The sequence below is a fragment of the Bacteroidota bacterium genome (assembly GCA_037133915.1).
Classification (GTDB): domain Bacteria; phylum Bacteroidota; class Bacteroidia; order Bacteroidales; family CAIWKO01; genus JBAXND01.
On record JBAXND010000003.1, the window covers coordinates 110,640 to 132,837 of the forward strand.

Annotated in this window: 10 protein-coding genes; 5 read left to right on the forward strand and 5 right to left on the reverse strand. The window is 44.1% G+C overall.

The window, feature by feature from the left end; genetic code table 11:
- Nucleotides 1-29: 29 nt before the first annotated feature.
- The 4 genes from WCM76_02165 to WCM76_02180 all read right to left on the reverse strand — a co-directional run bounded on the left by WCM76_02165 (nt 30) and on the right by WCM76_02180 (nt 10,778).
- Nucleotides 30-3,509 carry a M4 family metallopeptidase gene (locus tag WCM76_02165; GenBank protein MEI6764415.1) on the reverse strand — a complete coding sequence of 1,160 codons (3,480 nt, stop codon included), beginning with the start codon at nt 3,507-3,509 and terminating at the stop codon, nt 30-32.
- An 8-nt stretch (nt 3,510-3,517) separates the two neighbouring features.
- A complete protein-coding gene (locus WCM76_02170; GenBank protein ID MEI6764416.1) occupies nt 3,518-9,526 on the reverse strand; it encodes a M4 family metallopeptidase in 6,009 nt (2,002 codons plus the stop codon).
- A 167-nt stretch (nt 9,527-9,693) separates the two neighbouring features.
- Nucleotides 9,694-10,539 carry a twin-arginine translocase subunit TatC gene (tatC, locus tag WCM76_02175; GenBank protein MEI6764417.1) on the reverse strand — a complete coding sequence of 282 codons (846 nt, stop codon included), beginning with the start codon at nt 10,537-10,539 and terminating at the stop codon, nt 9,694-9,696.
- An 11-nt stretch (nt 10,540-10,550) separates the two neighbouring features.
- The gene (locus WCM76_02180; GenBank protein MEI6764418.1) at nt 10,551-10,778 is read right to left on the reverse strand and encodes a twin-arginine translocase TatA/TatE family subunit; all 228 of its coding nucleotides are present in this window, start codon (nt 10,776-10,778) and stop codon (nt 10,551-10,553) included.
- Between the two features lie 195 nt (nt 10,779-10,973).
- On the opposite strand from WCM76_02180, the gene WCM76_02185 reads away from it, so the two are divergent.
- Together WCM76_02185 and WCM76_02190 are read left to right on the forward strand one after the other, a co-directional pair.
- Nucleotides 10,974-11,693, forward strand: a complete 720-nt coding sequence (locus tag WCM76_02185) for a carboxypeptidase-like regulatory domain-containing protein (protein ID MEI6764419.1) — start codon at nt 10,974-10,976, stop codon at nt 11,691-11,693.
- A 25-nt stretch (nt 11,694-11,718) separates the two neighbouring features.
- Nucleotides 11,719-12,942, forward strand: coding sequence for a carboxypeptidase-like regulatory domain-containing protein (locus WCM76_02190; GenBank protein MEI6764420.1), 1,224 nt, complete (start codon nt 11,719-11,721; stop codon nt 12,940-12,942).
- Nucleotides 12,943-12,954: 12 nt separating this feature from the next.
- On the opposite strand, the gene WCM76_02195 is transcribed toward WCM76_02190, so the two are convergent.
- On the reverse strand, nt 12,955-17,037 hold the full coding sequence (locus WCM76_02195; protein ID MEI6764421.1) for a tetratricopeptide repeat protein: 4,083 nt from the start codon (nt 17,035-17,037) through the stop codon (nt 12,955-12,957).
- A 321-nt stretch (nt 17,038-17,358) separates the two neighbouring features.
- On the opposite strand from WCM76_02195, the gene WCM76_02200 reads away from it, so the two are divergent.
- From WCM76_02200 to clpB, 3 genes are all read left to right on the forward strand, one after another.
- Complete coding sequence (locus WCM76_02200) at nt 17,359-18,840, forward strand: histidine phosphatase family protein (GenBank protein MEI6764422.1); 1,482 nt, start codon at nt 17,359-17,361, stop codon at nt 18,838-18,840.
- Between the two features lie 25 nt (nt 18,841-18,865).
- Nucleotides 18,866-19,429, forward strand: coding sequence for a GGDEF domain-containing protein (locus WCM76_02205; protein ID MEI6764423.1), 564 nt, complete (start codon nt 18,866-18,868; stop codon nt 19,427-19,429).
- Between the two features lie 173 nt (nt 19,430-19,602).
- On the forward strand, nt 19,603-22,197 hold the full coding sequence (gene clpB / locus WCM76_02210) for an ATP-dependent chaperone ClpB (GenBank protein MEI6764424.1): 2,595 nt from the start codon (nt 19,603-19,605) through the stop codon (nt 22,195-22,197).
- The last annotated feature ends 1 nt before the right edge of the window (nt 22,198 follow it).

Genomic DNA, 22,198 nt, shown 5'->3' on the forward strand with positions numbered 1-22,198 from the left:
TCCTTTATTGAACATCTCCCGTATAACACCTATTCTTTAGCAATCTTGCGGATATAACTGCCTTCTGAATTCTTCAGCTCAACGAAATAAATACCGCGGGCGAGTTTCTCAACATCAATAACCTTGACACTCTGCCCCTGTGCCGTGGTGAATTGTTCAGTATATACATTACGTCCGGTTACATCGGTGAGGTTAACCAGAGCGTTGGCGATGGTTGTTGAAGTAAAGCTCAGATTGAGTTTTTCTGTAACAGGGTTAGGATAAATGCTCAGGTCACGGATGCTGCCGAATTCCTGAACACTGCCGCAGGGATATACGAGGGCTGTATCAGCAATGCGTGCACTAATACAGGTTGGTTCCTGAACTTCCCAGTCGTAGAAATAATAATAATTGCCAAACACATTATAAGGTGGAAGTGAGGCACTGGATTGTGTGATGCTGAATAAACCCGCGGTTGTATATGGATAAGTGGCGGCGCCATTATTGTCGCGCCACAGATTTGGATATCCATCGCCTACGAGCTGGAAACCGGTTCCGACAGGTACATTGAAATTTAACGTAACACGGCTCTGCCCATCAGGTACATTCACGGTGAGGGATTGCAAAATGCTCTGAGATGAGTTTCTCAGGAGAATTGTACGGTTGCCTGCACCCGTTGCATATACTTTTACCGAAACAATGGTTAAAGGAACGTAGGTGTCAAAAATCTCATAATGAATATTGCTCTGATTGCCGTAATATCCGCCACTTCCATTATTGGTTTTACCGCCATAAACCGAAGGATTGGCTTGTTTGTCTTCAACATAATATACCGTTGTGGTACTGATTACGGGGGTAATAAATGTTCCGCCTGAATTTAAAAGATTTCCGCCAATGGCTGCATCATACCAATCGAGGCTGCCGGTTCCGGTTGCTGTGAGTGTAACCTGTCCGGAGTCACATACTGAGCCTCCCGTAACTGCCGGGGCTGCCGGTAAATTTGTGGTTATATAACTTGTTTTTGTTTCGGTATCGGTGCCAAAACTATTTCCTGAAGTCAACGAAACAGTAAATGTACCAATGCTTGTAAACGCGTGTAAAGGGTTTTGTACTGTTGATGAAGTCCCGTCACCAAAATCCCACAAACAGCTTGTTGGGGCGTTTGTTGACATGTCTGTGAATTGAACAAGACCAATACAGCTTGTTGTTACATCAGCTTCGAAATTAGCTGCAGGAGCCGCATTTGGTAAATTGCACTGCCATGTAGCTTTGAATCCTGATTTCACCAGCCCCTGGTCGGTGGTCTGGCGAATGGTGATGCTGCTGGCTGTGGAAGTTATGATTCCTCCATTTGGAAGGTTGGTGCCGTCGTATTGACCTATCAGCGGGCTGTTTACTGTGGGGCCGTTGTATACATACAGGTAATCAAAGCCCGATTCGAAATCAAAAGCGCTGAACGTAAGTGTTACGGAAGATGCTCCTGCAGGCGAAATCGTGATGTGTCCGTCTGTGTCGTTCGAATAATCGCCGTTTTCGCCGCCGCTGTCAAACAATGAACCGGTGCAACATGTAAGTAACGGACCTGCTCCGGTTGCCGGAACAGATGCAATATTCGAATTGCCGGGATCGATGCTGATAAATGCTGTATTGGTAAGACTGTCTTTTCCGCAAACGCCTCCATCGGCAACAAGTTTTACATCATACGTTCCTGCGGCAGCATAAGTGTGTGATGGGCTTGAGGTGGTAGTATTTGCGCCATCACCAAAATCCCATTTGTAGGTTTGGGCATTTGTTGAATTATTAATAAAATTGACTGTTACGGGTGCAGAACAGAAAGTCTGAAAATCAGAGGAAAAGTCAACAGTAACATTGGGCGAATATATACCGCCAACACCAACCGCATACCATGCGTTTGTTACAGCTTCGACTTTTGGAGTGCATCCTCCAAAAAGGTCTGTTGCAGAAACAATGCTGTAAAAACGAGCGTCGGCATAGCCCGATGAGGGTGTGAGATAAATCGTAAGAGTGCGGAATGCAACGGCAGCGGCCGAATCTATTCCAATGCCGGTAACGTTATACGCATTGCCGATATCGTTGGTGCCGCTACCGCCTTGCGATGTGAGATAAAACCAATGGCTGAGTACGGTACTGTTCTGATGAACTTCCTGACCCGGATCCCAGTTCGTACCAAGATACGTATCCGGATTTTGTGTGGCATTCGGGTTGGCAATATTTCTAAGGGCAACGCCTATATCTTCTCCTTCGGTCCAGTTGCCTGTTTGCAACGGAGGCTTCGCATAAATCTCAATGGCAGTTCCAAAAACATCGCTGTACCCTTCGCTCAATGCTCCCGATTCATCAGCATATACCAGGTTTGCCGTAAAATTTGTCAGTCCGTGTGTAATTTCATGACCACAAATATCAAGTGTTGTAAAGGCGGTCATTGTGCCGTCACCGTCGCCATATGTCATGCGTGTGCCATCCCAGAAGGCATTTGCATAATTTGCATCGTAGTGTATATAACTCAAAAGTGCTAAACCGTTTCCGTCTATGCTGTTCCGCCCGAACTTCGTAAAATAATAATCATAGGTTTTTTCTGAACTCCAGTGAGCGTCACCTGCTACCTCATCCTGATTCGCATTCGCATTATTCCAGTAATTATCTGCATCGGTGAAATCAACGGCAGCATTGTAATCCGTGCCTGTATTCATATCAAAGGTTTGGATGCCGCCACCACGACCGGTTTCGCGTAAACGATACTGTCCAGGTGCCGTTGAGTCAGTAGTAATTGTCCGTGTTTGATTGTATTTTGTAACTGCCTGTCCGGGCACATCGGTTGTATAAAGTTTATTTTGACGTGCAATTATTTTTCCCGTTTCTGCATCCACAAAAACATCTTCGCGCAGCAAGGGCTCTTTGGCATAGATATCAAAACGCCAGGCGTAATTATAGGATGTTCCCGATTTGAATATTTCAATTTTTCCTGTCGGGAAATAGCTGGCATCCGGTGTGCCTTTGTATTGTTTTATCCACTTCTCATCCGAAGGACTCTGCCACATATATGTGTTAGCATTTACCGTGGTCAGTGCAAGATTCAGTGCTGTATTTTCAGAAAGTGTTGACACATTCCCGATATTCATGCTGCTGTGAATAGTGCCGTTTATAGAGGCAATCTTGCCATTTTTTGTATGAACGATAAAAATACCGTCGTTAACCGGAATGTTGTTGAAGGTTTGCTGATAGCGATAATGAATCATCCCTATGAGGTCCTGTTCTGTTGACAGTAATACAAATCCCATGGTGGGTGAAACCCTGAGATTCGTGTTGAGCCAATTGCCCAAATCTTTCATCTCCGGTTGCGCTGTTTCGCTGAATTTAATAAAGGTTGGATTTTCAGCACCGGCTTCCATGCGTATCATTTCGCTTCCGCGGATTTTTGCACGTGCATCCTTACCGTAAATAACTTGCGAAAAGCTCGCATAAGGCAGTAACATTGTTACAACCAGCAATAATAAAACGTTATTTTTCATAGTTTGCGTTAATTAAGAACTAATTTTTGTGTAGTAAAATTAGTATTATTTGCAATTCTGATGAAATAAATTCCACGCGCAAAATTGCTCAAATCAATATTACCGTAATTTATTCCGGTATGTAAGGAAATCGATTCTGACAACACAACTCTACCTGTAACATCGGTCAAACAAATCACGGATGTGTTCCCATCTTTAGAATTGATAATGTATGATACGATTCCTTTTGAAGGATTCGGGAAGAATGAAACACCTGCGGCTGCGGCCTGTTCACCTATCCCGGTAACGGTAACATTGAGTAAGTTGGACGTATCGGCAATACAGCCGTTCTGGTCGGTATTTATAACATAATAATCACCGTTGGCAACTGCAATATAAAATGCGCCTGTTGCTCCGGGAATCAACGTGCCGTTCAGGTACCACTGATTTCCTGTGGGGATATCGGAGAAGAGTGTATCATTACTCTGAGTGATAACAGGAACGGCCGGTGCTGGCCATACATTTACCAATGTGGCAGGTGATGTAGCCGTTCCGCAATTGGAGGTAACTATTACCGAATAATTGCCCGGAGTACTCACAGTGAGGGATGACGAAATTTCTCCCGCAATGGGATTCCCGTCATTCAGCCATTCATAGGTGTATCCGTTTCCGGTATTTGCAAAGAGTGTTACCGAATCTCCTGCGCATAACGACACCTGACCGGCAGGTGCAAGTGTTGCAAGTGCAGTTGTTGTTTCCGTTACCGAAATTACCGTTGAAGTATCAGTACCGCAGAAGTTATAGATAACTACAGCGTAATTGCCAGCTCCGTGAGCGGAATAACTATTACCGTTTACACCATTCATCACAGTGCCGTTGTTTAACCACATAAAGTTATAACCGATACCGGTGCCCGCCTGAAGCGTTACGGAGTCACCTGTACAAATAGTAGTGCTTGTGAGTGCTGTAAGATTTGCTTGGGGCGTTTGATTTACATTTACTGTGAAGAAAACACAGGGAGTTGTTACCGCGCATGTGCCTCCGGTAATTCTTGCCCAATAGGTTATGGTCGTCGATAAAGGTCCGGTAAATAACGAACTGTTTATTGCGCCATTCAGGATGCCTGAGCCGCATGTGCTTCCTGTGCCCCATTCATACGAAGCACCGTCGCCCAATGAGCCGCCCTGAATATTTAACACATCCATTCCGCCTGAGCAAATATCGGCATATCCGCTAATTGATGCAGGATTTGTTGAGGGTTGGTGTATCGCAATAGTTATAATGTTCGATACGGATGATGTGCAGCCGGGATTAGACACAACAGCCTGATAGGAGGTCGGAGTAGTAAGTCCGGGAGTATTATAGGTCGCATAAATCTCGCCTGAAATGTTCTGCCATGTTCCACCTGCATTGGTCTGCCATTGAATATTGCCTGAATATCCGCTGAGTGTAATACTTGTTCCTGAACCTGAGCAAACAGCCGTTGCATATGGCGTTGCAGTGCCTGCCATGGTTGAACTTCCCAGTGTTACCATGGCAATGGTTGAAGTATCCGGACTGCAGATACCGCTCGTTAATATTGCTCTGTATGACACCGGTGAATTTAAGTTAGGGGTATTATAAGTTACAGAAGTTGCGCCCGGTATATTCTGCCACGAACCGCTTGAATCGGTTTGCCACTGTATGCTTCCGGCATATGCAGTGAGTGTAATTGTACTGCTGGTTCCGGTACATACCGGTGTAACAGCAGTTGCAATTCCGCCAATTGCCAGCGGATTTACTGTAACTGTTGCCGTAGTTGAATTTGCCGATGTACATACTCCGCTGGTTACTACTGCGCGATACGATGTTGTTGCTGTTAGAGTGGGCGTGATATAGGTTGCAGTATTGGCGCCGCTGATATTTTGCCACGAGCCTCCTGCATTCGTCTGCCATTGTATCGTTCCAGTCTGACCAGTCAGGTTGATTACGGTACCGTTACCGGCACACAAAACTGAAGTTACTGCTGTTGCTGTACCTCCCACTGAAACCGGGTTAACGGTAACTGTAGAAACGGTTGAGTTTACAGATAAACAATTGCCACTTTTTACAACCGCTCTGTATCCTGTTGTTGCAGTAAGATTGGGTGTTGTATAAGTTGCCGATGTTGCGCCGCTGATATTCTGCCATGTGCCGCCGGCATTGGTCTGCCATTGTATGGTGCCTGTATAACCGGTAAGCGTAATTACGGTATTAGAACCGGAACAAATGGTGGCATTGGTAGCTGTTGCAGTGCCGCCCACCGATACCGGCGATACAGTTACTGTTGCAACAGAGGATGAGTCAACCGGGCATGAACCGTTTACTAACCATGCTCTGTAACTGGTGGTTGAGGTCAGTGTCGGTGTGAGATAACTTGGAGACGATGCACCATTAATATTTTGCCATACTGAACCGTTTAATACCTGCCATTGAATGGTTCCCGCATATCCGGTCAGCGTAATGGTTGTGCTTGTTCCGGTGCAGATAGATGGATTGGTTGCTGCCGCAGTACCTCCTTCGGCTGCCGGTAAAATAGTAATTACCGTAATATTTGTTGAGTCAGGCAGACAGGTTCCGGTGATTACTTTCGCGCGGTATGAAGTGGTAGCCGTCAATGCAGGAGTAGTATAGCTTGGCGATGTTGCTCCGCTGATGTTTTGCCATACGGAACCATTCAGAATCTGCCATTGAATCGTGCCGGAATACCCTGTAACATTAAGTGTTGTGCTGTTTCCGGCGCACATTGTAGTGTCTAATGCTGCTGATGTTCCGGCTTCCGAACCGTTATTGATAGTTGCTACAACCGGTGTTCTGGCGCTTACACAGGAAGGTTTCTGAATGAACCATGAATAAAAATAGTAGTAATAAGCTGCACCGACATCATTTCCGGTTATAGAGATATATCCCGGCATGGTATAAGGATAAGCTCCTCCCGTCTGTTGTCTGTAAAGGTTGATTCCTTCAAGTCTCAGACCGGTGGCCGGAGTGAGATTCCAGTTAAGCGTAACGCGACTCTGACCGGTAGGTACAGTTACAGTAGTGGTTTGCAGAACGGCGCCTGTATTGTCTTTTAAGCTGATGGTGCGGCTTCCGCCGGCCTGTGCATATATTTTTACAGACACTAATTTACAGGCAGAGAAGCAGTCGAAAATCAAATAATGGGTGCCGGTACTCGTGCCCGCGCCGGCGAAACTTGACCTCCCTACAGAGTCAATAGGCGGAGCTATTGAATCAGAAACATAATACGTTGTTGTGGTGGAAATAGGAAGGGTGGTATATGAATTGCCCGTATTAACAAGCGTTCCGCCTGTTTGTGCCGTATACCATTTTAGAATGCCGCTTCCTGTTGCACCAAGTGAAAGTGTACCTGTTCCGCAGCGTGATGCACCTGTCGTGGTAGGTCCTGTGGGCATCGCAATGGTTACTACGTTTGTCTGAATAAGCGAATCACTCCCAAAAGTGTTCGTTGCTTTCAGTTTTACAGAATAGGTTCCGTTGGTCGTGTACAGATGTGTCGGGCTTTGAAGTGTTGATGTAGTTCCGTCGCCAAAATTCCATAACCATGAAACAGGATTATTTGAAGTTTGATCGGTAAACGATATCAAACCGGTACACGATGTAGTATTGCTGAGTGTAAAGGCAACCACCGGCGGTGAGTTTGGAGTCACACAGTTCCAGTTTATCTGGAATCCTGATGCTACAACTCCTGCGTCAGAAGTCTGCTTCAGCGTAAGCGAGCTGCCTGTTGAAGTAATATTTGCCGGTAAGGTTGTTCCTGAAAACGGACTTCCCGCCACCTGTGCAGAGGCAACCGTTGGCCCGTCGTACACATAAAGGAAGTCGTAGGTCGCTTCCATATTGAATGAAACAAACTGCAGTGTTACCTTGGTGGCTCCTGTCGGGGCAATCGTCAGTGTTCCGCTCGTATTATTGGCATAATCGCCGCAGATACCGCTGTCGTATAAGGTTCCTGTGCAATTGGTGATGGTCGTTCCCGTACCTGTTGCCGGCATATTATTCGTGCACGGATACGACGGACCGATATTAATATAAGCAGTGCGGGTAAGACTGTCTTTACCGCATGTTCCGCCATCGGCAACTAATTTTACAGTATAACTTCCGTTAGCTGTATAGGTATGCAAAGGTGTGGAAGCAGTATCTGTTGTTCCATCACCAAAATACCATTTGAAATGGTTGCCACCGGTGCTGGCATTCGCAAATTGCACGCTGTAGGGTGCATTGGCGCAACTGCTGGTTGGGCAGGCACTAAAATCGGCATGAGCTGTTGACGGTACATAGGCAGTACCTACACCAACAGCATACCATGCGTTGGTGGTCTGAATCATTTCATTCGAACAACCGCCGTAAAGGTCGGTACAAGCCTGTAACGACATGGCACGGCAGTTGGCATAATTAGAACTTGATGTCAGATAATAGACCAGTGTGCGATAAGCAATTGCTCCTGCTTTGGTCATTCCAATGCCTGTTATATTAAAAACACTTCCGATATCGTTTGTTCCGCTTCCACCCTGACAGAGCAGATAGAACCAATAATTAACAACGCCTGAGTTTGTGTGAACCCCACCATTATCATTGGTTCCGGTGTACCAGTTGGTGCCGTTATAGGTATCGGGCTGGCTGTATAAATTAGGGTTCGACATGCTGCGGAAGGGCGTTCCCATATTCTCACCCATGGTCCAGTTACCTGTTTGCAAGGGTGGCTTTCCGTAAAATTCTATCGCAGTTCCGAAAATATCACTGAATCCTTCATTCAGCGCACCCGATTCATTGGAATAAGTCAGATTCGCTGTGTTTGAAGTAAGCCCGTGTGTAATTTCATGACCACAGATATCAAGCGTTGTAAGAGGCGAGTATCCCGAACCGCCATCACCATAGGTCATGCGGGTGCCGTCCCAAAAGGCGTTGATATTATTGCCGTATCCCATTCCAACCAAATTCGCATGAACGTAGCTTATCAGTTTGAAGCCTGCGTTATCAATACTGTTACGCCCGTAATTCAAAGAAAAATAATCATACGTGACCTCAGTACCCCAGTGTGCATCGCTGGCAACTTCATCCTGAGCTGTATTTACATTGTTCCAGGTGTTATCAGCATCAGTAAAATCAACGGCAGCACCATAGTTTGTTCCTACTTGCATATTGTATGTCTCGATTCCCAAACCGCGGCCTGTTTCGCGCAGGCGGTATGTAGAACCCGTATAATCTGTGGTAAATGTTCGGGTACCGCTGTATTTAGTAACGGCCGTTCCTGTAGCATTGGCATTAACGTCTTTGTTTTCGGTCCATATACGATTCAGCGTTAAGAGAATGCTGCCATTTTGAGCATCCACAAAAATATACTGACGCGACATCGGCTGATGAGCATATACATCAAATTTGTAAGCAAGCCGATAATCGTTACCCGAGAAATTCCCTCCAACAGGCGCCATTACGAGTTCAGCTTTCGGATAATAACTGGCACCCTCACGTCCGGTTTCTGATTTAATTAATCTTTCTTCTTCTGGAATCTGCCATTTATAAACACTTGCACCAACAGTTTTAAGTGCAAAACCCAAGGCCTGAGATTCTGAAATAGAAGACACCAACGACGCATTTATCTTGTCATATATTCTTCCGTTCATCGAAAGGATATTTCCGTTACTTGTGTGAACAAGAAACTGTATCCCATATATCGGCCGACCGTTGAATGTTTGCTGATATCGGATATGTGTAATTCCGAGTTGGTCAGTTTCCGAATTGAGAAATGTGAAGCCTAAACCGGCCTGCATTTTGAAATGGTCTTTCAGCCAAACCTGCCAAATGTCGGCTTTTATGTCCGAGCCTGCCATGAATTTGATGAATATCGGAATGGTGGTTCCTTTTTCAAGAATGATACTTTCGGCTCCCGGAGCTATCTTTTGAGCTGCTTCACCTGTCAATGTCTGTGAACGGGAAATTGTTACGGAACATGCCAATATTAAAACCAGCATGAATGCCTTAGTAATAAGTTGCTTCATATAATTATATAAATTTCTATAAAATTACTCGGAAACTCCCAACCTTTAGGCGCTTAACTAAACTTTAACAATATATTTTGGCAAAGATTGCTAAGTGTTGGGCTGCGCATACAAAATATGTTTATAAGCGCTGATATTTAGTCATTTACGGCAGTAAGAAGATTTGGTTATCCTGCCAGCTCTTCAGATTTCTTTTTTCGCTCCACTCTTTTAGCCACAATTATACTGAGTTCATACAGTGCGTAGAGTGGAAATGAGACAAGTAATTGTGTGAACATGTCTGTTGAAGGAGTGATGATTCCGGCAATCAGCAGCACGATTACAATCGCGAATTTTCTATTCTTTTTCAGAAAAGAAACCGACAGCAGACCAATTTTACTCATGAAGAAAACCAATACGGGAAGTTCGAAAACCAGCCCGATACTTAACGGTAGCATAGTGGCTGATGAAATGTACGAGCTTATGGTGATGAAGTTTTTTATTTCGGAATTGAGCTGATAATTGGCAAGAAAAACGACGGTAAGCGGCAATATTACATAGTATCCAAACAGAATCCCGGTAATGAAAAGTAACCCCATCCAAAAGATCATGATTCGGGAAGACTTAATTTCATTAGGCTTTAATGCCGGTTTAATAAATACCCAGAGTTGTCGAAGTATATATGGGAATGCTACCACTGCTCCGGCAACAACCGATAGCACAATATGCCAGCGAAGCTGTCCGCCAAGTTCGGTGTTGATGAGCTTAAGCGGAATCTCACCTATGCACAATGATGGGGCATTAAAATAATTGCCGATGCGGCAAAGTAAGCGGTATGAAAAAAAATCAGTTTTTGCAGGGCCCATAATTACGGTACCGAACAAAAAATCCTTGAAGAAAAAAGCAGCGATGGAGAGGACAAAAATTGCAAGAATTGCACGAATCAGGTGAAGACGCAACGCATCGGCATGCTCCCAAAAAGTCATGTCGTCAGTCTTGTCTGATAGTTTTTTGAAAAGAAACCCTAGCATCATCCGTTGAGAAACTACTTGGTGCCGTTTCCTTTTTCGGAAGTATTGTCTTTAGCCTGTGCGTTGTCGTTAAGGTTATCCAACACTTCGTTCTTTGCTTTGTTGTATTCATTCACACCACGACCCAAACCGCGCATCAGTTCAGGAATTTTTTTGCCGCCGAATAATACGAGCACAATGATGAGAATCAATATAATTTCCTGTCCGCCAAGAATGCCAAGCAATACTGAATTTGTGACCATGGAATTATTTTTAGGTTGATACAAAGATATAAAATAATTCACCTGCCCGAACCACTCCTTAGCCCATATTTTGCTTTTTCTTGCAAAGAGCCACCGAATTCTGTTAAAAAACCACCGTTTACTGATTGCAACTGAATCCGGAAACGGCAGTATGTACATTGATGAAAAATTCTATTAATCCTAAATCGAACGCGTATGAAACGAATTGCCTTGTTTATTTTGCTGGCCGCTCTGCTGAGCGGAGCAACGATTGCTCAGAATGTTGGAGATATTAAAGGGCGCATCTTCATCGACAAAACCAAAGAATCGCTGCCCGGCGCTATTGTGATGGTGAAATTTGGCAGCCAGATTTTTGCCAATTCTACCGACGGAAACGGATATTTTACTCTTAAAGCAGTACCGTCCGGTGTGTATACGCTCACAGTTTCGTCTATGAGCTATCATAAGCAAATGGTATATCCGGTAAATGTAACACCCGATAAAATTTCTTTTATTCCGGATGTTTACCTCGTAGATTCAGCACTGATGCTTCAGGGTACGGTTATTATTGGCACACCAATTATTGATATTGAAGGACCTTCAAAAGTTCCTATTTTGCCCGGTATGATTGATGATATGGCAGGCAACAGGGATTTGAAAAAAATAATCGGCTCTATGATACCCGGAACATACAATACCGAGGATGGTCAGATTTTTTATCGTGGCTCCCGCGATGGCGATGCGGTTTATATTGTGGATGGCGTAACGATGATGGACGGCAAACTGAATATTCCGGGAGGCTCCATTGGCAGCATGACGGTTTATACCGGAGGAACACCCGCCCGATACGGCGATTTTACAGGCGCGTGTATTGTTATCGAAACAAAAAGTTATTTCAGCTGGCTCAACGAACAGCAGGCGATGAACAGCCACTGATTAATAAATAAAAAAATAATGCCTTATGAAATATTATTACCTGTTCATGTTGTTTACTGTTGCTGCTTTTTGTCCGGGCATAGCTCCCGGACAGAGCAGGCAGTATTCGGCTACGGTAATAGATGCTGAATCTTCGGCGCCTCTGGCAAATGTAAATATCATCATAAAAGAAACTTTAAAAGGAACAAAAACGGATAACAACGGACTGTTTACGCTGCGCATTGAAAACGATGAAACACTTGTGTTTTCGCATATAGCTTACGAAGCTTTTGAAATGAATATCAATGATAAAAATCCACTGGAAATCCGTTTAAAAAGAAAAGTGAGCCAACTGGCACCGCTTACAATCAAAGCGCCTGCGCCTGAAGATTTGATTGGGAATAAACCTTTCTTCATCATTGATTACGAATTTTCAGGAAATAATTTACTGATGCTGGGTTTTAATAACGGCGAATTCGATTCCCGACTTTTTTTGGCTGATAAAGAGGGCACCATCATCACGACTATTCCGGTTATGCGCCCCGAACAATTATTTCGCGATTGCATGGGAAATGTATTTCTGATTACAAAAACAACAGCCTGCGAAATTAAAACCGACGGAAAAAATGTTGAGCTTTTATACCCTGTTGCCCGCGATGAATTCTTTTACGTTTATAACAAGCTTGCAGGGCATTCAGACGGTCATTATTTCCTGAAAGATTATTACAACGGAAACAAATCACTGGTCTATTACAACTATGTTGTTGCTGACAGCAGCTACAATGAATTGCGCGTGATTGAAGATAATGATGCCATTCAGCGTTCGCGCTGGGGCGGATATTTTGATGGTGATGAAGAAGATGTTGATTTTATGCAGCGCATCATCAATAAGCCGGTTTATGCCCCATTGCTGGTCGTCCATGATACAATTTATATTTTCAATTATCTCTCTCAGGTTATAGAAAAATACTTGCCCGACGGAACACTGGAAGTGCTTACTCCAATGGAGTACGGTAATGAAAATAGTTTCCGTAAAGAAATGTGTTTCGACACTGAAACAGGGAAAGTATATGCACTGTTTCTTAAAAATGGTATTTCAAGCATCAGAGAAGTGGATTGCAAAACCGGAAAGACTGTAAATTCGCTCAGTATTCCGGACTTTGTGTATATCGATAAAATAAAGGTGAACAACGGAAATCTTTTCTTCCTTTACAAAGAAAACAAAACCGACGGGTTCAAGAAATTATACAGAATGAAAGTTGACAGCTGACGCAATAATCGACTATTCAACCAGAACAAAACCTGCCCATTTTATGGGTTCGTTCGGGTATTTTTTCCGCATTGTTTTTTGGGCATTCCCGAAGGCATCCGGTATGCTCATGCCGTCCGTCCATCCTGTGTAAAATAGTTCCATCAGTTCAACGGTTTCTTTGTCGGGAACTTCCCATTTGCTGATAATGATATTGTCCACTCCGGCAAGCTTGAACGCCCTCTGCAACCCGAAAACCCCTTCGCCCGATTTAATATCACCCAGTCCGGTTTCGCAGGCCGATAATATGGCAAGACTTGTTTTTGCCAAATCCATATTGGAAACTTCGTAAGCAGTAAGCACACCGTCGTCGCCGCTTTTTCCTGTGCTGTTTCCTGTCCAGGCATTATTCACACCCGACAATACGATTCCCGACCGCATCAGCGGATTTGTATTATTACTGAAAATTCTGATTCCTTCCGCAGCATTCTGTGCCCCTTTATTTTTCGGAAAAAAGAAACCGTGAGTGCTTATATGCAACACATCGGGTGCGGCTTTGCCATTCAATTTCTTAATATTTTCTTCTGTTGCTTCCGCGCCCGTGAACGTTTTAATGTTCCATTTTTTTGAATTCAGTAGTGTGCTGATTTTATCGACCTCTGTTTTAGTTCCGGGAAGGTACATCCAGCTGCCACTTCTGTTTTGAAGATCTGTCGGTAGTCCATTATCAAAATCGGCGCCGCCCATCAATACGGCACTTTTGATTGAAGCGGGCAGTGTTTTTCGTTTTGAAATAGCAGCAAGATTTCGCCCGCTCAGCAAATATCTGATGTTGTATTTGTCTCCCAAAAAACTGTTGCTGTCCGTTCTGAGACAGGCGAATGATAATTTATTCAGCAATCCCGACGGGCAAATAAACAATGTTTGAATGCCGTCAAGATGTGTCACAATGGAGCCCATCACAAGGGAATAAATAGCCGGGTTCAGAGGTCCGAACTTCGGACCTGAAGCTGCCTGATTGCCTAGTTTGATTCCGCGCCGCTCTGCATCGGCATACACAATCGAAGTGTCGTTCAGCAATGCATATAATTGCTTCTCTTCAAACAGCGGAATGTAAAGTGGAGCGGGAAGTTCAGGTCGTACAACAAGAGCAACGTACATGGTGGAATCGCCCCATGCGGCATTGTTTTGAAAATCAAAACTCAGAAATTGCACCAATGCTTCACCTGCAGACAAATTCTTTGCAACGCTTTCCCAATTCGTGGTTTCGCTTGAGCCAATGGTGTCCGGTTTGGCGACTTTAATGGTGATTTTTTTCTCGAGATCGTTGGTGCGAATCTCCAGTTCGCGCAAGTCAATACCGCGGGCAGTGCTCTCTTCCTTCGAAAGCAGATACGCCTGTCCCACCTGATTGCGCGCAAGCATCCACTGTTCGTAGTCATTCACAAGAATGCTGTCGCCGCTCTGCAATATTCCGTTGCGAACCTGCTGCCCGCTTTCAAGCAATATTGATTGCGTCGCAAGTATTACATCACATACACGCGCGGCAAGTGCCGGGTTCTGCTTGGTGCGGCGAAGCGCAAACACATTGAAACTGGTGAAGTGGGCGGATATGGTACTGAAAAACTGTTCCTTTTCCTTTTCGGAAAGATAAGGATAATTATATTTTACCTGATACAGAGCCTTGTCGTTTGCCTTTATATACCAGGGTTCTGCAAGGTCATCACGCCCCATTAGATAATACAGGTACGCAAGGTCGTTCAACGCAAGCACATAATCCGGATGGTTTTGTGCACCGTTTTTATCACGCGATTCCACCGACTCTTTCAGAAGTGGTTCGGCCTTACTGTACTCCCCGGTTTTTTCATAAAGTACGGCCAGATTATTCATCGTGTAATAATAATCGGGATGCTGAGTTCCTAATATTTTCGATTCAATCTGCATGACTTCCTTAAAAATGGGCTCCGCTTCTGCGTAATTTTTTGAATAGGTATAGGCTGTTCCCAGATTGTCGAGATATATTGCATAACGGCGGTTGTCGGTTCCGGTGCTTGCTTTCTGAATGCCGATGGCTTCCTTATACATGACAATCGCTTTATCATATTTTTCCAGTTCTTTATACAAACCGGCGAGGTTGTTCAGTGAAAGGGCATAGGTGGGATTGTCGGCTCCAAGCAATTCCTTTCTGATTTTCATTGACTGTTGGAAAAGCGGTTCAGCCTTCGAATAATTTCCCATGGATTTGTACAGGTTTCCCAGATTGTCGAGTACCGTTGCATAGTCTGTATTATTTTCTCCGTAAAGCGCTTTGTAAATCTCAAGCGCACTGTTGTAGGCCGGTTCTGCTTTTGTAAAATTTCCCTGAGAAAAATACATACGACCGAGGCTGTTCATGGCTTCAGCGTATTCACGATGGTCTTGTCCATAAATGCCGGCTGTAAGGTCTTTTACTTTTATCAGTAATTTTTCGGCACGGGCATACAGTCCGGTTGTCCCGAAAAGGTCTGCCTCACCTTTCAGCAAAGCGATGTAATAAATATTTTTCTCCCCCTGATTTTTCAGGATGATGGTTTCAGCTTCCTGATATTTCTGCTCCGACTGCTCGTATAATCCGGTTTCGGCAAACAACCCGGCGATGTTGCTGAGCGCAAGTGCGTATCGGTCACTTTCAACGCCAAGTATCGTTTTGTAGATGCCTGCGGCACGTTCAAGAGCATCTCTGGCTTCGGCAAATTTATTCATGCCTTTATATGCTTTCCCCAGATTATTCAGCGCATCGGCGGTGCTTTTGCTGTTTTCTCCAAATAATTTTATGTCTATCGCAAGGCTTTCCTTTAGGAGTGTTTCGGCCTTATCGAAGTTTTCGGTTGAAATGTAAACTACACCCAGATTGTTGATAGCTGTAGAATAAACGGCCGATTCTTTTCCTGTAAGTTTTTCACGTATTTCAATGCACTTTAGCAGCAATGGCTCCGATTTGGTGTACATATCCATGTCGGTATAAGCAGAGGCAAGTTCCTGAAGTGCCTGTGCATACTGCAAGTTCAGCTCACCATACATGCTTTTTCGCAACTCGGCCGTCTTTGAGTACAGTTCAATGGCCTTTTGCAATTCACTGGTCTCGGAATACAAATAGGCGAGATTATTCAACGACTCTGTGTAATCCTGACTTTCTTCACCCAGAATGGTTTTACGGATTTCCAATACCTGCTGAAGCAGCGGAAGCGCTTTTGAATAGTGCTGTGCATCGAGGTAAAGGCTTGCCAGATTGTTCAGTGCAAAAGCATATTTGAGGCTTACTTCGCCAATCATTTTCTTCTGAATTTCGGCAGCCTTAATAAACAAAGGTTCAGCATGCTCAAAGTCGCCCGTGTATTTGTACATAAATGCCAGATTGTTGATGGCCGTGCAGTAATCCGCGCTGGTGTCACCGGAAATTTTCAGCCTGAGCCTCGACAGATCTTTATATGCTGCAATGGCATCATTGTATTGCGATGCACGCGAAAACGTATAGGCAAGGTAATTCAAGCCGGATAGGAATTTCTTGTCGGTGGAATCTGTGGTCGTTTTTAGGAACTCCAGATCCCGGGTGTAGTACTTTATTGCAAGGTCATATTTGCCCCATTCAAGATAAAGTGTAGCTAAATCTTCAAGCGATTGACAGTGTTCGCCGCTGCCGGTACCGAATTTGCCGCTTTTTATCTGCGCAAGCTCAAGGTACAGCGGTTCAGCTTCCTCGTATTTAGTGAGGTCATACAAAAGAATTGCGTAATTGTAAGCTGTGTTGATGTATTCCTGAGTCTGGTGTTCAAGCTGAGCTTTACGGATTTTATAGGCCGTTTCATAATAGGGTAATGCTTTTGACGGATCTTTGCTGTTGTGCAGCACGAATGCAAGATTGTAGCATGCGGTGCTGTATTTCAGATGGTCTTTACCGAATTCATTTTCGGCAGCTGAAAGCGCTTTTTCGCCGTATTCCGCGGCGGCAGCAATATCATTATTGTTGTATGCCTCTATAAGTTTGGCATTCAATTTTTCCCACGTTTGCCCGATAAGTGGCGAAGAAATAAGCAGGGCAATTGTAAAAATACAAAAAGCAAGTCCTGATTTTTTCATTGCTGTTTTTTTATTCTTCTCAAAGATAGAACTTTCCGTTAATTTGAGGAAGCAATACCAGCGGAGTAATGTTGGTTATTTGCCCATTTTATGAACTGATTTTCACCGGCAAGGACGAAAATGAATAAAATTCGGGATAAAAAGCAGTTTACATAAAATATATTGTGTAAAAAGTAGTTTCTTATCGGAAGGATGAGTAATTTTGCACCCGTTTTTCCTTAACTTGAGGGGAATGTTTTTTCTGCTCAAAATTTAGCAGGCAGGTTATTAATAACGCTGAGTCGAAATTGTATTTTTTAAGCAACTAAGATATTTTGTTTTATGAAAAAAGATGGTTTAATTAAAATTGAAAATGAAGTTCCTCCAACACCAACAGGGAACAAATCAAAGAAGTCGGATGCCGGTACACTGAGCAAATTCGCTGATATTCATGTATCCGAAAATATTATTCAACGTGAGCATGCTGAGTTTCACAATTGCCATACAGAGCAAAGCGTGAAGCTTGATATTGCCTTCCTGAAAATGGTTTATGGTGATAAAATGGTGCTTTCAAATGATGACGTCACCAAAGATTTTGTCAACGACCTTAAAGTAATCAGTAAGGATATTTATTTTTACCTGAGCACTCTGGAAACCGACCTCACCCCCCAGAACTACATTAAAAGTAAATACGAATTTGTTCGTTACCGCATTCCCGGCAGCGACCCGCATTTGTTTTATCTGGCGTGGAACGGACTTATAAAAAATGACAGCTTTCGCAGATTGCTGCTGCAAAAATTCAGTCTGAGCAAATTCAACGACATGCTGTCACCGCAGAATATTCCCAACGTTGGCTCCACTCGTACACGTTATCGTACCAAAATAGTACTTGCCGACGATATGGCAACTACGCCTGATGGCGAAAGAAGAACTGCCGGCCGCATGCTTTCCGACGGAAGCGGACTGATGATGCGTGAAGGTATTGTGTGGCTTCCCAACGGAAAAGCCGTGGTGATGTTCCCGCAGGCTTATGTGCCCCTGAATCAGACACACCTTATCATGATACGCCACGGGAAATCCATTCATGAATCAGGGGGCGATAATCCCGAATTTGTTGGTTCAGGCTACTGGGATACCTGGGACAGCAACCGCCGTTTGCCGGGTGCGCTCAGCAACTTCTTGAAAGAAGAAGGCGTTGCTACAGCCAAAGAACTCGGTAAAGATTTTCAGGTTGCCGTTGATATACTCGATAAATCAGGTTATCCATTCTGGTCATGGTCAAAAGAAGCTCCCGTTATTGTTTATGGAAGCGAATCGGAAAACACTGAGCAGACTGCACGCTATTTTCTGCAGGAAGCCGGCTATTCAAATATGTCTTTCAATGCGCTGTATGGACTTAATTCCCAGAAATATGGCGCCCTTACCTTCCGCCTTAAAAGCGAGATTATTGACGAAGCGGTTAAAATTTACGGTGGTGGAAAAGAGCCTACACCTGAACTGAAAGCGAAAATTTCTAAAATGTTCAAAAACCGCTTCTATCATTTCCCGCAAGGCGAAACACTTATTGAAGCTGACTGGCGCATTGCTTATACCTTTATAGATTTGCTGAATAAAAATCTTGGAAAACGCATCTTGCTTGCTGATCATTCCGGCGCAATCCGCGTTTTTGAAGCCATCATACGCACACTCGATTTCGCTGAATACAGTTCTATAAAAGAAGCTCAGGATTCTATTATGGCGCTCTGTTATCAGCCCGGTCGCAACCTTAGGTATGACTATCTCCAGAAAAAGGAGTATCCACTCAGAAAACGGGATAAAAAGTAATTCCTGAAATGAATATTTTCGCACCATGATGACAACCCTGGTCTGCAGTATTTCCATTACCATTCTTGTGCTGTTGGAAATTCTCCTGCTCATCAGGGTTGCTCGTTTGCGCAAATATGCTTACGCGGATGACCTTACCGGAATAAAAAGTTTTCGCGGTTTTTCACTGCACGTCAAAACGATGATAAATAAAGCCAACCGCGATAACACTGAACTTGCCATTGCCATTGTCGATATTGATAATTTTCGACGTTTCAATCATGAAAGCTACCAACTCGGCGATTGCGTGCTGAAAGAGTTTTGTAATTTGCTTACCACTACACTTCCGCCGGAGAGCTTGGTTGCAAGGTTTAAAATTGGCGATGAGTTTATAATTGCTTTCCCAAATACTGCAAAATCGGTCGCTGAACAGCATTTAAAACAAATGCTCGCAATCTGCGCATCTTCTGATTTTAGTTGTTTGAACGGACTGCCCGGATTTTCTGTTTCCTTTAGCTTTGGGATTTCAGTTTATGCGTTGAATGAAGACCCGGGTGCAACCATTGAAAGAGCTGAACAGTCTTTACGAGCCCACAAAGGTCATTCCTAACCATCTCGCCGCAATAGTCAAATTGTCATTGTTCGGTTCAAATACTGCTTTTTTGGCATTGAACCAGGCCCAACTCGTATTGGCAGCATATTTGATTTCTGCCGGCGTCCTATTTTGTATATCTTTACGGATAAGGACATAAACAGTTTTTACAAAAACAAAATTAGTGAATCATGAACTTCGCAAATTTTACATTGAAATCGCAGGAAGCCGTTCAAAAGGCAACAGAAATCGCTGTCGGTTTTCAGCATCAGGTTGTGGAGAATGCCCATTTACTTAAAGGGATTCTTATGGTTGACGAAAATGTCACGCCCTATCTTCTCAACAAGCTGAATGTAAATATTAGCATGATGGAAAAAGCGCTTGATACTATTATCAGTGGGTTTCCTCGTGTGGTGGGCGGGGAGCAGTATCTTTCTCCAAAGGCGAATCGATCGCTTACGCTGGCTAATGATATGGCTCACGAGATGAAAGATGAATTTGTTTCTGTTGAACATTTATTGCTGGGAATTTTAGACGCTGGCGATACCGTTTCACAACTTCTGAAGGATAATGGCGTCAATGAAAAAGACCTGAAAACTGCTATTAAAGAGCTCCGCAAAGGCTCAAATGTGAAGAGTCAGACGGCCGAAGAAACATACAATGTACTGAACAAATATGCACGCAATCTGAACGAAGAAGCCCGAAACGGTAAGCTGGACCCGGTAATTGGCCGCGACGATGAGATACGGCGCGTGTTGCAGATATTGTCGCGGCGTACAAAAAATAATCCGATTCTTATTGGTGAACCCGGCGTTGGTAAAACTGCTATTGTTGAAGGATTGGCGCACCGCATTATTCGTGGCGATATTCCGGAAAATCTTCGTTCAAAACAAATATTTTCGTTGGATATGGGCGCTCTTATCGCAGGCGCCAAATACAAAGGCGAGTTTGAAGAACGTCTGAAAAGTGTAGTGAAAGAAGTGATTGCCGCCGAAGGCGAAATTATATTATTTATTGATGAAATTCATACACTCGTTGGTGCCGGCGGCGGCGAAGGTGCCATGGATGCTGCCAATATTCTGAAACCTGCACTTGCCCGCGGCGAACTGAGAGCTGTTGGCGCTACCACGATGAAAGAATATCAAAAGTACTTCGAAAAAGATAAGGCACTTGAACGCCGCTTTCAAATTGTAGTTATTGATGAGCCTTCCGAAATGGAAACGATAAGCATTTTACGCGGGCTTAAAGAACGCTACGAGTCCTATCATCAGGTCAGAATTAAAGATGAAGCCATTATCTCAGCTGTTCAGCTTTCACAGCGTTATATTACGGATCGTTTCCTTCCCGATAAAGCCATTGACCTTATCGACGAAGCCGCAGCACGACTCAGGCTGGAGATAAATTCTGTGCCCGAAGAACTGGATGAAATTGAACGCAAAATCAGACAACTCGAAATAGAGCGCGAAGCCATTAAGCGGGAAAACGACACACACAAACTCGATAGCCTGGGTAAAGAAATCGCAGAACTTACCGACAACCGCAATAAAATGAAGGCTAAATGGCAGGCTGAAAAAGATGTCGTTGACGCTATTCAAAAACGGAAAAAAGAAATTGAGGAATACCGTTTTGAAGCCGAACGTGCCGAACGCGACGGTGATTACGGTCGTGTTGCTGAACTTCGCTATGGTAAGATAAAGCAGGCTGAAAGTGATCTTGAAAAGATGAAGAAGAAACTCATCAGTGCTCAGGGCGATGCCGCTATGGTGAACGAAGAAGTGGACTCTGAAATGATCGCTGTTGTGGTATCCAAATGGACAGGTGTTCCTGTCAGCAAAATGCTGCAGGGCGAAAAAGAAAAATTACTTCATCTGGAAGACGAACTTCATAAACGCGTGATAGGGCAGGAAGATGCTATTCGCGCCATTTCCGAAGCCATTCGCAGAAGCAGGGCAGGATTGTCGGATTCAAAAAAGCCTGTTGGCTCTTTCATATTTTTGGGCACAACGGGTGTCGGAAAAACAGAGCTGGCAAGAGCGTTAGCTGAATTTTTGTTCAGTGATGAAAATGCCATGGTGCGCATTGATATGTCGGAATATCAGGAATCACATACAGTTTCGCGCCTGATTGGAGCGCCTCCGGGATATGTCGGTTACGATGAAAGCGGCCAGCTTACAGAAGCTGTGCGCCGTCATCCCTATTCTGTTGTGCTGCTTGATGAAATTGAGAAAGCGCACCCCGATGTATTCAATACATTGCTGCAGGTATTGGACGAAGGTCGTTTGACTGATAACAAGGGCCGTACTGCCGATTTCAGAAATACAATTATTATTATGACTTCCAATCTTGGCTCGGCGCAGATACAGGACAGCTTTGCCCTGCTTACCGATACGAACCGTGACGATATCATAAAAAATGTGAAGGTTAAAGTGCTTGACGTTCTGAAACAGGCTATCAGTCCTGAATTTCTTAATCGTATTGATGAGGTAATCGTTTTTAATCCGCTTACGAAACAGGAAATCAGAAAAGTGGTAGTGCTGCAGTTTGCACGCGTTCAACAAACGCTTGCCGATAATGGCATCAAGCTTACCGCGACAGATAAAGCAATTGATAAGGTAGCTGAGCTTGGTTATGATCCGCAATATGGCGCACGCCCAGTCAAAAGGGTAATACAGCATGAACTGCTGAACGAATTGTCACGCCGGATTATTGCCGGAGAAGTCGTTAAAGATTCCGCGATTGAGATTGATTATGATAAGGAGAACTTTAAGTTCAATAATAAGAAGTAGC